The sequence below is a fragment of the Sphingomonas sp. 10B4 genome (assembly GCF_035019905.1).
Lineage (GTDB): Bacteria > Pseudomonadota > Alphaproteobacteria > Sphingomonadales > Sphingomonadaceae > Sphingomonas > Sphingomonas glacialis.
On record NZ_JASJVC010000024.1, the window covers coordinates 39597 to 53176 of the forward strand.

Consider the following 13580-nt stretch of genomic DNA (forward strand, 5'->3'; position numbering starts at 1 on the left):
ATTACCGCGCTTGCCGCGCGCGCCTACCGCGATCACGCAGCATCAGGTCGGCAAGGTGCGCCGGAAACGACAGAACCAGCGCGAGCGCGATCCACGGCCACGCCATCCCGACCAATGCCGCGCGCAATGCCAGCAGCAGTATGACACCGGGCAACAGACACGCCGCCGCCGCGCGCAGCGTCCAGCCTTTCCACCGCGTCAACCACATCGCCTCGAGCAGCACGATGCCGAGGATCAAGTCGATCGCGTGCCCCCGCGCATAGAGCCAGTCGGCAAGCGCGCTCACCCAAACGGCCCGTTGAGCCGCGCAATCGTCATCGTGAGATAGCCGGCGAAGGTGACCACACCGAGATACGGCAGCAGCAGCAAAGCCGCCGCGAGCGAACGCGGCCACAGCGTGTAAATCCACACCACGATCGCGACCCACCACGCCACCGCCTCCACCGCCGCCCAATCGGGCCGATGCAGCCGGAAGAGCAACACGCTCCACACGATGTTGAGGAAACCGGTGAGCGCGAACAGCCCGATCATCCACTCGGCGCCGTGCCGGTCGGGGATCGCGCGCCAGCCGGTGACCGCAGCGCAAGTGGTGATCAGGTAGATCGTCGTCCACACGACGCCATACGCCGCCTCGGGCGGGGCCCAGCGCGGCTGCACCAAGCCGTGATACCACGGCCCGATCTCAGTGATCGTCCCCCCCATCACCGCGACGAGCAGCGCGGCACACGCCGCAACCGCGATCGGCAAGCCCCAGGCGGGGTGCACGACGGATGGTGTGCGCCTCATGCCGGTGCCAGCCCGAGCAAATGGCGCATGTCCTTGAGGAAGATGCGGACATGCGCGACCGGCTTCGCGCGAACGAGTCGCTTGTGCATATAGGCGTCCCAGGTCAGCCGCTGGACGTCGGGATCCTCGCAGATCTTGACGAAGCGCTCGCGCCGCTTGTCGTTTGCGTACCAGAAATATTGCATGATCCCGAGGATCCAGAAAACCCGGCCGTGCGCGCGCAGGAAGCGCTTGCGCGCTTGCCGCAGCACCGCCGCCTTGCCCGTCACGAGATACGCCTCGATCGCCTCGGCGGCGTAGCGCCCCCCCGCCATCGCATAATAGATGCCCTCGCCCGACGCCGGCGCGACGACGCCGGCAGCGTCGCCTGCAACCAGCACGTCGCGGCCATTGTCCCAGCGTTTGAGCGGCTTGAGCGGGATCGGCGCGCCTTCGCAGCGCAGCGTCTCGCATGCATCGAGCCCGGTCTGCGCCCGCAGCGCCGCGACCGATGCGCGGAGCGCGAAGCCCTTGCGTGCGCTGCCCACGCCGACGCTCGCGGTGTCGCCGTGCGGAAACACCCAGGCGTAGAAGTCGGGCGAATGCTTGCCCTGATAGAAGACGTCGCAGCGCGCCGGGTCGAAATCGGCGCTGCCATCGGCAGGGGCGGCGATGATCTCGTGATAGGCAAAGACGCACGGTACCGGCGGAACCCCCGTCAGCTCGGTCCGCGCGACCTCGGAGCGTGCCCCGTCGGCGCCGATCACGCAGCGCGTCGAAATGCGCTGCTCGGCCTCGCCGCGCGCACCGCGCACCACGACCACCGGATGCCCGTCATCGCGTTCGATCCGCGCGAAGCTGCCGGTGCGCCGCTCGGCCCCCGCCAACGCGGCGCGTGCGCGCAACCATTCGTCGAAATCGGCGCGATCGACCAGCCCGACGAAACCGTCGCCGACAGGCATGTCGACCGACTTGGCCGATGGCGCGACCATCCGTGCGGCGGTGGCACGCGCGACGAGCAAATGCTCGGGTATCTCGAAATCGAGGATCGCGCGCGGTGGGATCGCCCCGCCGCACGGCTTGATCCGCCCGCCGCGGTCGAGCAGCAGCACGCGGCGTCCGCTGCGCGCGAGGTCGGTCGCGGCGGTTGCCCCCGCGGGCCCGCCGCCAATCACAACACAGTCGAAATCGGGTGTCATATCGTCACCTCGCGGCCAATCGCGCCGGCGCGGCGCGGTGCATCGATCGAAACAGCGGCGGCAATGAGGAACAACAGCGCCTCCGCGCCAAACACGAGCATGAAGGTCTCGGGCAGCGAGCCGAGCATCGCACGCCCGACGTCGACCGCGACTGCACCGGTCAGCCCGCCAAGCCCGAACGCGATCGCTTGCGCCGCGCCCCACACGCCCATCCGCAAGCCCGCTTTCGCTTCGCCGTCCGCGCCCGCCAGCGCCATCATCGCGCCGATCGCGGCGACTGCGAACACGCCATTGGCAAAGCCAAGCGCAAAGATATTGGCAAGGATCGGCCAGCCCGGCCCGACGCGCGCCGCCAGCGCGAGCCCCGCCAGCGCCAGCGCCGACCCGATACACCCGCCGACGATCCAGCGTTGCAGCGTAGTGCCGCGCCGCGCATCGAACGCGCCCCCGGCAAGCCCAACCACGATCATGCCGAGCAGCACGCCGCCATGCTGGATCCCCGAAACCTGAGTCGACTGGCTCGGCGTCATCCCGAAGCGCAACCCGGTAAAGGGCTCGAGGATCAAGTCCTGCATCGCGTATGCGAGCATCGACAGGAAGACGAAGCCGGTAAACCCGCGCGCGCGGCGATCGGCCCACAGCGCTGCGAGCGCCGGGCGGAGCGGAACGCGCGCGGCAGGAGTCGCTGGACGCGGTGTCCCGCCCGCTGCTTCGACCCCCCAGATCGCCACCGTCGCGAGCAGGAAGGCGGCGCTGGCGATGCCGTCGACCACCAGCTGCAACCGCGCGAACGAGAAGGGATCGATGAGCTTGCCCGCCACGCCCGCCGACACCACGATCCCGACGACCATCATGATCCAAGTGATAGACGCCGCCGCCGCACGACGCTCGGGTGCAACGCGGGTGGCGAGGACCGCGAGCAGCGACGTTCCCGCTGCCCCGACACCTGCGCCGATCAAGCTGAAGCCGAGCACCGCGATCGCGATCCCCATCGCGGCCGACTGCGCGACCACTCCGACCGCCGCGACCGCGAGCATCGCCCCGCATGCGAGCACCGCCATCCCGCCAATCACCCACGGCGTCCGCCGCCGGCCACTGTCCGAGCGATGCCCCCATAGCGGGCGCGAGAGCTGCACCGCATAATGCCACGCGACGAGCCCGGCGGGCAGCGCCGCGGGCAAGGCGTATTCGACCACCATCACGCGATTGAGCAGCGACGTCGCCAGCATCACGATCGCGCCGATCGCGCTTTGCACCAGCCCCAACCGGACGATACCGACCCAGCCGAGCCCCGCCTGCGATCCCGCGCGCGTCATAGCCCGAGCACTCCCCCGAGCCCGAGCGCCGAGGCCAGCATGCCGAGGACATACAGGCTCGTGCCCGTCGCATTGTACCACGGCGTGAAGCGCAGCGGATCGCGCAGCAGGCGCGTCATCAACGCCAGCTGCCCGACGAGCAAGGCGGTAACGCTCGCCGCGACGAGCGAGTGCTGCCACAGCCCGAGCAGCACGATCACGCCGATTTGCGGGAGGATCATCACGCTACAGGCGAGCCGCGCCGCACGATCGACGCCCAGCGTCGCCGGCAGCGAGCGGATCCCCATCGCGCGATCGCCTTCGACCGCCTTGAAATCGTTGAGCGTCATGATGCCGAACGCGCCGGCACTGTACAGCAGCAGAATCGCGAGGATCTGCGGCGACGGGAACGCCCCCGCCATCACCGCCGCGCCGGTAAACCAGGTCAGCCCCTCATAGGTCAGCGCCACCGCGATCGGCCCCCAGACCCCGCTTTGCTTGAGCCGGAACGGCGGCGCGCTGTACGCCCAGGCGAAGACCAGCGCGAGGCACGTCGCAGCGAACACCCAGCGGTCGGTCGCCGCCGCGACGACAAGCGCCAGCACGGTGCCGATGATCGCGATCCACAGACCCCATTGGCCGGCGATCCGGCCCGAGGGGATCGGCCGTCCAGGCTCGTTGATCGCGTCGACATGGCGGTCGAACCAGTCGTTGACCGCTTGGCTGGTGCCGCACACCAGCGGCCCGACGAGCAAGATCCCGGCGATGAGAAACGGCAACCGGCTCGCTACCGGCACGCCCGCCGACGCCACGCCGCAGCCGAACGCCCAGATCGGGGGAAACCACGTGATCGGCTTGAGCAGCTCGAGCACGTCGCGAAGCCGCGGAAGCTGCGGAGCAGCGAGCGAAGGAGTCGTCACACGTGCCATGCCGCAAAGCTATGGCGGACACGTTTCAACGTCAAATGATTTTGACACTTGCTGTGTCAAGCAGGGCTGTCAGTGCGTCAATTGTCGCCCGAGACAAGATTGCCCAATCCGTGCCGGTGGAGCTTGGAATAGAGGCTTTGCCGACTCACCCCGAGGATTTCCGCAGCCGATGCGCGATTGTCCGAGGTATAAGCGAGCGCCGCTTCGATGCAGAGCCGCTCGATCAAGTCGGTCGATTCGCGGACGATATCCTTGAGCGACATCCGCCCGACCAATTCGGTCAGTTGCTCGACCGATCGCGGCGCGGCGCGCTCCTCGGGCGCCACGCTGCTCAAGCGCCGCGCGACATTGCGGATCGTGAAGCCGTAGCATAGCGAATCGCCTTGCGGCGCAACGACGCCCGACAGCTCGATCTCTTCCTGCGCGCCGTTCTGACCGCGCAGAATCGTCGCGACGTTGCGGACGGCGGTATGATCACGGATCTGCGCGAGGATCAGGTCGAGATCGATACCGGGGCGCCCGAGCCATGTGCCGAGCGGCGCGCCGATCACGCGCTCGGCCGACGCAACGCCCGCCAGCTCGACGAACGCGGCGTTCGCGACAAGGATAGTGAGGTCGGCATCGGTCAGCACGAAGGCATCGGGCATGTGCTCGATGACATCCTCCACCGCCGCGGCATGCGAGGCGAGCACCGGCTGCGGCGCAGCAGCGACGATCCGCACGAGCAACAGCGCCGCGCGCCCCTGGCGGAACAGCCGCGCCGAGATTTCCGCATTGCCGTGTTCGCCAGCGAGCCGGACCGCGATCGACGGGAGATCGTCGGTCGCGCTCGCCGCGCCGAGATGCGCGATGAAGCTGTCCCGATCCTCGGCTGCGACGATCGCGCCGATCGACTGGTCCGCAAGGGCCCCGTCCGTGACGCCAAGCAGATTGAGCGCCGCCGGATTGCTCTCCCGGATGCGGCGCGTCGCGGCATCGACGATCAGGATCGGCTCGGTGCCGAGATCGAACAGCATGCGATAGCGCGCCTCGGCCTGGCGCAGCTTGATATAGTCGCGTTCGAGCGACTGCTGCGTCTGGAGCAAGCGCTGCTGGAGCGCCGCCGCCGCGCGCATCTCTCGACCGATCGCGATGATGCTGCCATCGGCACCCGTTTTCATGACGAGATAGCGGATCGGCACGTCGCCGCTGGGCAGGATGTGATTGACCTGCCGCCAGCGCGTCGACTCGCCATGCTCGGCAAGCATGTCGACGATCTTCGGCTGGCTTTCCGACGTGACGACATCGTGCCAGCGCTGGCCGACCCAGTCGCGCACGCCCTGCGCGTCGAGCTCGGCATTGGGGACCGCGATGTCGCGGATCACGCCAGCGGAATCGAGCACCAGCGCGACATCGCCTACCGAGGCAAGCAACGACACGGCTGCGTGGGGCGCAAGCGTGCGCACCACCGTTTCGGGATCGCAAAAGGCATTGGGTGCAGGATGGGGGGGACGATCGTTCATCGCCGAACCGTTCATACTCCTGAAGTCCTTCGTCCCGCGGGGTGCCTGCCCCGCGCGACCCGAAATTAGATCAGCCCGTCATCGACGCAACAGCCTCCCGTGCCACCGCATCGACCAGCTCGCCAGCGACGCGAACCGCCGCACGCGCGTCGGGTGCCGTCCCGTCGGCACCGACCGCGGCCGCGCGGCTGGCATCAAGGGCAAACACTCGTCCGCCGACCATCACGCAAATCCGCGGATTACAAGACGCCGCACGGATAGCGCGCACGATCGAAGGCAAGGTCGCGATATGGCAGTCACACGTGATCGTCAATCCGACCAGGTCGAACCAAGTGTCGCGAACGCGCTCGAGCAACTGCGCCGTTGTCGCTTCGGCGATGCGATCGGTCATCCAGCCATTGGCGCAGAACAGCTCGTCGATGACGACGGTGCCGAAGCTGTGCTGATCGCCCTCGAGCGACGCGAACAGCGCGCGCCGTGCGAGATGCGGGATATGGCCATCGGGGGTGGTACGCCCGAAGACTTCGTGGACGACCTCCTGCAGCCGCCACAGGCCCATCGTCACATCGACGAAATCGCAGCGATCCTCTTCCCAGAACTGCCCGAGCATCCGCGCCGCGGGGGCGAGCAGATCGACCAGCAGCGTCTCGCGCGACACGCCGCGGGCCAGCAGCGCCTCGACATGCGCGAGCAGTTCGTCGGCCTCGACTTGCAGCGCGAGCGGCGCGAACGTCGCGACCTCGGTCTCGGCGATCCGATCGCTGTGCATGCCCTCGGCCGCGGCAATCGGCGCGGCGTGCGCAACGAGCAAGCGCGGGATGATCTCGCATTCGATCAAGTGATTTAGCGCGCGCGCCTTGTCAGCCGGAGGCGCGGGCTGCGTGGTATCGCGCCTTTCGGGCGTAGATCGATCGCGCAAGCGACTTAACCGCGCACGACCGCGCTGCACGAACTCTTCGAACCTGAGCACCGAAGCCACCCCGACTCTCCCGGTCTGGTTGATCACGCGACGTACGTCGGCGGCCATGTTTGGCTGGTCCGGCGACTCGCAACCTATGCCTCTCGGAAGTCCATGACAACGCACTATCGATGCGGCACCGCACCATTATGTCATAATTATTGGACGTCAATTTATATTGACACTCTGAATGGGCTGGCCCAGTCTTTCCTCACGACAAGTGGAGCGGGGAAATGCAGCAGAGCGGGCGTTCCGGCACGAAATTGAGCCCCCCGGCAGCTGTGGGGCTCTACACGCCCGAACAGCGGCTGCGGCGCGATGCGACTCGCTGGACGCTCGTCCAGGGGCTGCTTGCGCCGCTGCAATTCCTCGTCTTCCTGGTCAGCACGGTGCTGGTTCTGCGCTATCTCGCGACCGGACACGGCGCGACCGCGGCGACCGTCTCGATCGTGTTCAAGACGCTGACGCTCTACACGATCATGATCACCGGGTCGTTCTGGGAAAAGGCGGTGTTCGACCGCTGGCTGTTCGCCGACGCCTTCTTCTGGGAGGATGTCGTCAGCTTCCTCGTGCTCGGCCTGCACACCGCTTATCTGGCGATGCTGGCGTTCGGGCTCGGCAGCGAACGCGGGCGGATGCTCCTCGCGCTCGCCGCCTACGCCACCTATGTCGTCAACGCGACGCAATTCCTGCTCAAGCTGCGCGCCGCCCGGCTGCAGAGCAACGGCCACGCCGCGCGCTTGCAGGCGGTGACGGTATGACCGCGCTGACCCTGCCCGCGAGCAGCGACTGCGCACCCGCCCCGCGCGCCGTGTTGCGCGAGCGCGGCCAGCGCGAAGTGTTCTGCGGGCTGACCGGCATCATCTGGCTGCACCGCAAGGTGCAGGACGCGTTCTTCCTAGTCGTCGGCTCGCGCACCTGCGCGCATCTGCTGCAATCGGCGGCGGGCGTGATGGTGTTCGCCGAGCCGCGCTTCGGCACGGCGATCATCGAGGAGCGCGATCTCGCCGGGATGGTCGATTGCAATGCCGAGCTCGACCGCGTCGTCGACCGGCTGCTTGCGCGCCGCCCCGATATCAAGCTGCTCTTCCTGGTCGGCTCGTGCCCGTCCGAAGTGATCAAGCTCGACCTGTCGCGCGCGGCGCAGCGGCTGTCGCTCAAGCATTCGGGCGCGACGCGCGTACTCAATTATTCGGGTAGCGGGATCGAGACGACCTTCACCGAAGGCGAGGATGCGTGCCTTGCCGCGCTGGTGCCCGAGCTTGCCGCGACGGCACCTGGTGCGGCGCCCGAGCTGATGATCGTCGGCGCGCTCCCCGACGTGGTCGAGGACCAGTTCCTGCGGCTGTTCGCGCAATTGGGGATCCCGCGCGTCCACAGCTTCCCCGCGCGGCGCTCCGGCGCGATGCCGCCGGTCGGGCCCAACACGCGCTTCCTGCTCGCGCAGCCCTTCCTCGGCGAAACCGCGCGCGCGCTCGAAGATCGCGGCGCGGTGCGGCTCGATGCGCTGTTCCCGTTCGGCGCCGAGGGCACGACCGCCTGGCTCCACGCTGCCGCGGTCGCGTTCGGGATCGACGAGATGCACTTCCGCGCGGTGATCGCGCCCGGCCGCGAGCGTGCCAAGCGCGCGATCGCGCATGCGCGCGACCGGCTTGGCGGCAAGAGCATCTTCTTTCTCCCCGATTCGCAGCTCGAACTGCCGCTGGCGCGCTTTCTCGCGCAAGAGCTCGGCATGGTGCCGCTCGAAGTCGGCACGCCCTATCTCCACCGCGCGCATATGGCGCGCGAGCTCGCGCTGCTGCCCGCCGAGACGGTGATCAGCGAAGGGCAGGACGTCGACCGCCAGCTCGACCGCGTCCGTGCGGCGCGACCCGACTTGACGGTGTGCGGTCTCGGGCTCGCCAACCCGCTCGAGGCCGAGGGGCTGACGACGAAATGGGCGATCGAACTCGTCTTCTCGCCGATCCACGGCTTCGACCAGGCGGGCGATCTCGCCGACCTCTTCGCGCGTCCGCTGCGGCGGCGCGACGTGTTGAAGGTATGACGTCGGTGTCCGCGTCCGCTCCGCTCGACCGGGGGCTGCGATGCAGCTGACCGTCTGGACCTATGAGGGCCCGCCGCATGTCGGCGCGATGCGGATCGCGACCGCGATGGAGGGCGTTCACTACGTGCTTCACGCGCCGCAGGGCGACACCTATGCCGACCTGCTGTTCACGATGATCGAACGCCGTGGCAAACGCCCGCCGGTCACCTACACGACCTTCCAGGCGCGCGATCTCGGCAAGGATACCGCGGCGCTGTTCCAGACCGCGGTGCGCGAGGCGATCGATCGCTTCGCGCCGCAGGCACTGCTCGTCGGCGCATCGTGCACCGCCGAACTGATCCAGGACGATCCCGCCGGGCTCGCCTCGGCGCTGCGGCTGCCGATCCCGGTGATCGCGCTCGAACTGCCGAGCTATCAGCGTAAGGAGAATTGGGGCGCGGCCGAAACCTTCTACCAGTTGGTCCGCGCTTTGTGTCCGCCGGCAAAGGCCGAGGCCGAGCCGCGCAAGGATGGCCAACACAAGCCGAGCGCCAACATCCTCGGCCCGACCGCGCTCGGCTTTCGCCACCGCGACGACGTCGTCGAGATCACCCGGCTCCTCGGGACGCTCGGCATTGCCGTCAACGTCGTCGCTCCGCTCGGTGCGACGCCCGCCGACCTGGCGCGGATCCCCGACGCCGATTTCAACATCAGCCTGTATCCCGAGATCGCCGACACCGCGTGCCGCTGGCTCGAGCGCACGCACGGCCAGAAGACCGTCCGCACCGTGCCGATCGGCCACGGCGCAACGCGCGACTTCATCGCCGAGGTCGCCGCGCTTGCCGGCGTAGATCCGACCGCCGCACTCGATACGTCGCGGCTGCCATGGTGGAGCCGCTCGGTCGATTCGACCTATCTCACCGGCAAGCGCGTCTTCATCTTCGGCGATGCAACGCACGCCGTCGCAGCAGCGCGCGTCGCGCGTGATGAGTTCGGCTTCGAAGTGGTCGGCCTCGGCTGCTACAATCGCGAGTTCGCTCGGGAAATCCGCACCGCCGCTCAGCTGTACGGGCTCGAGCCGCTGATCACCGACGACTATCTCGAAGTCGAGGACGCGATCGCCAAGCTTCAGCCCGAGCTCGTGCTCGGCACGCAGATGGAGCGCCACATCGCCAAGCGGCTGCGCATCCCGTGCGCGGTGATCTCGGCGCCGGTCCACGTCCAGGATTTCCCCGCGCGCTACTCGCCGCAAATGGGGTTCGAGGGTGCGAACGTGCTGTTCGACACCTGGGTCCACCCGCTGGTGATGGGGCTCGAGGAACATCTGCTCACGATGTTCCGCGACGATTTCGAGTTTTCGGACCATGCGGGGGCGAGCCATCTGGGGCATGGCGCCGCCCCAATCCTCCCCCGCGAACCGCAGGAGGCGGCCCCTACGCCGTCAGCGAACGGTGGCGGGGAAGCGACAGCAGGTGTCGCGCCCGCCCCCCTCCACCCCTTGGCTGAAGGCGCCGAGCTGTCCCCCGCCCCCGCCCCCGCCGAAGCAGGGAAGGATCAGGAGGGCTGGTCCGCCGAGGCCGAGCGCGAGCTGCTGAAGATCCCGTTCTTCGTCCGCGGCAAGGCGCGCCGCAACACCGAGCGCTATGCCACCGAGCACGGCATCGCCGCGATCACGCTCGACACGCTCTATGACGCAAAGGCGCATTATGCCCGCTAGCGCAACCAGCCCCGCCGGCTCTGGATCGACCGCGGTCCACGTCGTCATCGTCACGCTCGACAATCATCTGGCGGGCGCGGTCCAGCGCGCGCAGGCGCGGCTGGCGCGCGAAAATCCCGGGATCACGATCGGCCTCCACGCCGCCGCCGATTGGGAGGAAAAGCCCGAAACGCTCGCCGCCGCCCGCGCCGACATCGCGCGCGGCGATATCGTGCTGGCGACGATGCTCTTCCTCGAGGATCATATCCGCGCGGTTCTGCCGCAGCTCGAGGCGCGCCGCGAGGACTGCGACGCGATGGTCGGGCTGATGTCGGGCGGCGATGTCGTCAAGCTCACGCGGATGGGCGACTATCGCATGGACCGCCCGAGCGGCGGAATGCTCGCCTTGCTCAAGAAATTGCGCGGATCCCCCAAGCCTGCGGCAAGCGGCGGCGCCAAGCAGATGGCGATGCTGCGGCGCCTGCCCAAAATCCTGCGCTTCGTCCCCGGCACCGCGCAGGACGTCCGCGCCTATTTCCTGACGATGCAATATTGGCTCGCGGCGTCGGACGACAACGTCGTCGAGATGATCCGCGCGCTGGTCGATCGCTATGCAGACGGCCCGCGCCGCGCGCTGCGGGGGACGATCAAGGCGCAGGCGCCGCGCGAGTATCCCGAAGTCGGCGTCTATCACCCCGCGCTGCCCGGCCGCATCGCCACCACCGCGACCGAACTGCCGCGTCGGCGCGATGCGCGCGGCACCGTCGGGCTGCTGATGCTGCGCTCGTACATCCTCGCCAAGGATGCCGGCCATTACGACGGCGTGATCGCCGCGCTCGAAGCGCGCGGTCTCGACGTGATCCCGGCGTTTGCCGGTGGGCTCGACGGGCGTCCGGCGATCGAGGCGCTATTCCAGCACGACGGTGTCGCGACGGTCGATGCGGTGATCAACCTCACCGGGTTCAGCCTGGTCGGCGGTCCTGCCTATAACGACGCCGCGGCGGCCGAAGCGGTGCTCGCCAAGCTCGACGTCCCCTACATCGCCGCGCATCCGGTCGAGTTCCAGTCGCTCCAGGCCTGGGCGGCGAATGCGCAAGGGCTGCTCCCGCTCGAATCGACGATGATGATCGCGATCCCCGAGCTCGACGGCGGCACCGTTCCGATGCTGTTCGGCGGCAAGTCCGACGGCACCGCCTGCACCGGCTGCGCACGCCACTGCAGCTTCCCCGACGCCACGACGCCGCGCGCGATGCAGCCCTGCAGCGAGCGCGCCGACATGCTGGCGGCGCGCGTGCTGAAACTGATCGCGCTGCGCCGTGCCGAGAATGCCGAGAAGCGTGTCGCAATCGTGCTGTTCAACTTCCCGCCCAACGCCGGTGCCGCGGGCACCGCGCAATTCCTCAGCGTCTTCGCCTCGCTCCACGCGACGCTCGCGCGGCTCGGGCGCGAAGGCTATCAGGTCGAGCTTCCTGCAGACGTCGATGCGCTCCGCGAGGCGATCCTCGGCGGGAACGCCGCGCGCTTCGGGACCGAGGCCAACGTCCACGCCAAGGTCGGCGCCGACGCGATCGTCGCACGCGAGACCTGGCTTGCCGAGATCGAGGCGTCATGGGGCCCTGCGCCGGGCAAATTGCAGTCCGATGGCACTTCGGTGCAGATCCTCGGCCGGCAGTTCGGCAACGTGTTCGTCGGCCTGCAGCCCGCGTTGGGCTATGAGGGCGATCCGATGCGGTTGCTGTTCGCGGGCCGCTTTGCCCCGACGCATGCCTTCGCCGCTTTCTACCGCTGGCTGCGCGAGGATTTCGCGGCGCACGCGGTGCTGCACTTCGGAACGCATGGCAGCCTCGAATTCATGCCCGGCAAGCAGACCGGGTTGAGCGCGGCCTGCTGGCCCGACCGGCTGATCGGCGATTTGCCCAACATCTATCTCTACGCCGCCAACAACCCCTCGGAGGGCGTGCTCGCCAAACGCCGCTCGGGCGCGACGCTGGTATCGTATCTCACGCCTGCGCTGACCAACGCCGGCGTCTACAAGGGCCTCGCCGCGCTGAAGGCGTCGGTCGAGCGCTGGCGTGTCGCCGCACCGGGCAGCGACGAAGCGCGCGACCTCGCCGAACTGATCCGCGACCAGGCCAACGACCTCGACCTCGCGCGTGCTCCGGCCGATGCCGGGGCTGCGCCGGCGCAGGACGACGCATGGATCGCCGACCTCGCCGCGCGCCTCTACGAGATCGAGCGCGAGCTGATCCCGCAAGGGCTCCACGTCGCCGGCGAAGCGGCGAGCCGCGAGGAGCGGATCGCGATGATCGCCGCCACGCTCCAGGCGCGCGGCGAAACGCTCCCGCCCGAGACGATCGTCGCTTTGGTCGACGGCACGCGCGCCGCCGACACGCCCTTGCTCAAGGACATGGCCGCGCTCGACGCTGCACTGTCGGCCAATGGCGAGATCGACGGCATCGTCACTGCGCTTGCCGGGCGCTACATCCACCCGGTCACCGGCGGCGACCTGCTGCGCAACCCCGAGATCCTGCCGACCGGGCGCAACATCCACGGCTTCGACCCGTTCCGCATCCCCTCGGCCTTCGCGGTCAAGGACGGCGCGGCCCAGGCGCAGCGGCTGATCGAGCGCAGCCTCGCCGATTCGGGCCACCTCCCCGAGACGGTCGCGATGGTGCTGTGGGGCACCGACAATCTCAAGAGTGAGGGCGCGCAGATCGCGCAGGCGCTCGCGCTGCTGGGCGCGCGCCCGCGCTTCGACAGCTATAACCGGCTGGCGGGCGCCGAACTGGTCCCGCTGGAAGAGCTCGGTCGCCCGCGGATCGACGTCGTCGTCACGCTGTCGGGGGTGTTCCGCGACCTGTTGCCGCTCCAGACGCGGATGCTCGCGCAAGCCGCCTTGCTCGCGGCCGAAGCCGACGAGCCCGACGCGCAGAATTTCGTCCGTCGCCATGCCCGCGCCCATGCCGCGGCGCAGGGCTGCGACCTCGAAACCGCGGCGCTGCGGGTCTTCTCGAATGCCGAGGGCGCATATGGCGCCAACGTCAATCTGATGATCGACACCGGCGCGTGGACCGACCCCGACGAGCTTGCCGACAGTTTCGAGCGGCTTTGTTGCAAAACTGACGTTGGGGATTCCCGTAGGGAATCGAGTGGGATAGATGGGCGTGATGCCCAAACCTGCCGCACCTGTGTATCGCACGACGAACTGGCCTG

At 68.5% G+C, this 13580-nt stretch carries 11 protein-coding genes; 4 read left to right on the forward strand and 7 right to left on the reverse strand.

Annotated features, from left to right (window positions below; translation table 11 throughout):
• Position 1: 1 nt before the first annotated feature.
• The 7 genes from QN347_RS09380 to QN347_RS09410 form a co-directional block, all read right to left on the reverse strand.
• Positions 2 to 286, reverse strand: coding sequence for a hypothetical protein (locus tag QN347_RS09380; RefSeq protein WP_322161891.1), 285 nt, complete (start codon positions 284 to 286; stop codon positions 2 to 4).
• Positions 283 to 786, reverse strand: coding sequence for a TspO/MBR family protein (locus tag QN347_RS09385; RefSeq protein WP_133191457.1), 504 nt, complete (start codon positions 784 to 786; stop codon positions 283 to 285). The genes QN347_RS09380 and QN347_RS09385 overlap by 4 nt, the downstream gene beginning before the upstream one ends.
• The gene (locus QN347_RS09390) at positions 783 to 1964 is read right to left on the reverse strand and encodes a geranylgeranyl diphosphate reductase (protein WP_322161889.1); all 1182 of its coding nucleotides are present in this window, start codon (positions 1962 to 1964) and stop codon (positions 783 to 785) included. Before QN347_RS09390 ends, QN347_RS09385 begins: the two co-directional genes overlap by 4 nt.
• Complete coding sequence (locus QN347_RS09395; protein WP_322161888.1) at positions 1961 to 3280, reverse strand: BCD family MFS transporter; 1320 nt, start codon at positions 3278 to 3280, stop codon at positions 1961 to 1963. The genes QN347_RS09390 and QN347_RS09395 overlap by 4 nt, the downstream gene beginning before the upstream one ends.
• Positions 3277 to 4188: a chlorophyll synthase ChlG gene (gene chlG, locus QN347_RS09400; protein ID WP_322161886.1), complete on the reverse strand. Its 912-nt coding sequence runs from the start codon at positions 4186 to 4188 to the stop codon at positions 3277 to 3279. The genes QN347_RS09395 and chlG overlap by 4 nt, the downstream gene beginning before the upstream one ends.
• A gap of 77 nt (positions 4189 to 4265) precedes the next feature.
• The gene (gene ppsR, locus QN347_RS09405; RefSeq protein WP_322161884.1) at positions 4266 to 5690 is read right to left on the reverse strand and encodes a transcriptional regulator PpsR; all 1425 of its coding nucleotides are present in this window, start codon (positions 5688 to 5690) and stop codon (positions 4266 to 4268) included.
• Between the two features lie 70 nt (positions 5691 to 5760).
• The gene (locus QN347_RS09410; protein ID WP_323494018.1) at positions 5761 to 6528 is read right to left on the reverse strand and encodes a cobalamin B12-binding domain-containing protein; all 768 of its coding nucleotides are present in this window, start codon (positions 6526 to 6528) and stop codon (positions 5761 to 5763) included.
• A gap of 353 nt (positions 6529 to 6881) precedes the next feature.
• Between QN347_RS09410 and bchF the strand changes: the two genes are divergently transcribed.
• The 4 genes from bchF to QN347_RS09430 form a co-directional block, all read left to right on the forward strand.
• Positions 6882 to 7409, forward strand: a complete 528-nt coding sequence (gene bchF, locus QN347_RS09415) for a 2-vinyl bacteriochlorophyllide hydratase (protein ID WP_322161881.1) — start codon at positions 6882 to 6884, stop codon at positions 7407 to 7409.
• Positions 7406 to 8692, forward strand: coding sequence for a ferredoxin:protochlorophyllide reductase (ATP-dependent) subunit N (locus QN347_RS09420; protein ID WP_322161879.1), 1287 nt, complete (start codon positions 7406 to 7408; stop codon positions 8690 to 8692). Before bchF ends, QN347_RS09420 begins: the two co-directional genes overlap by 4 nt.
• A gap of 40 nt (positions 8693 to 8732) precedes the next feature.
• Positions 8733 to 10388, forward strand: coding sequence for a ferredoxin:protochlorophyllide reductase (ATP-dependent) subunit B (gene bchB, locus QN347_RS09425; protein ID WP_322161877.1), 1656 nt, complete (start codon positions 8733 to 8735; stop codon positions 10386 to 10388).
• Positions 10378 to 13580, forward strand: a 3203-nt coding sequence (locus QN347_RS09430; RefSeq protein WP_322161876.1) for a magnesium chelatase subunit H, incomplete at its 3' end; no start/stop codon positions are given. The genes bchB and QN347_RS09430, both read left to right, overlap by 11 nt.

Coding starts and splice junctions, on each gene's coding strand:
- QN347_RS09385 (WP_133191457.1), bottom strand. CDS start 786: ATGAGGCGCACACCATCCGTCGTGCACCCCGCCTGGGGCTTGCCGATC.
- QN347_RS09390 (WP_322161889.1), bottom strand. CDS start 1,964: ATGACACCCGATTTCGACTGTGTTGTGATTGGCGGCGGGCCCGCGGGG.
- QN347_RS09395 (WP_322161888.1), bottom strand. CDS start 3,280: ATGACGCGCGCGGGATCGCAGGCGGGGCTCGGCTGGGTCGGTATCGTC.
- chlG (WP_322161886.1), bottom strand. CDS start 4,188: ATGGCACGTGTGACGACTCCTTCGCTCGCTGCTCCGCAGCTTCCGCGG.
- ppsR (WP_322161884.1), bottom strand. CDS start 5,690: ATGAACGATCGTCCCCCCCATCCTGCACCCAATGCCTTTTGCGATCCC.
- bchF (WP_322161881.1), top strand. CDS start 6,882: ATGCAGCAGAGCGGGCGTTCCGGCACGAAATTGAGCCCCCCGGCAGCT.
- QN347_RS09420 (WP_322161879.1), top strand. CDS start 7,406: ATGACCGCGCTGACCCTGCCCGCGAGCAGCGACTGCGCACCCGCCCCG.
- bchB (WP_322161877.1), top strand. CDS start 8,733: ATGCAGCTGACCGTCTGGACCTATGAGGGCCCGCCGCATGTCGGCGCG.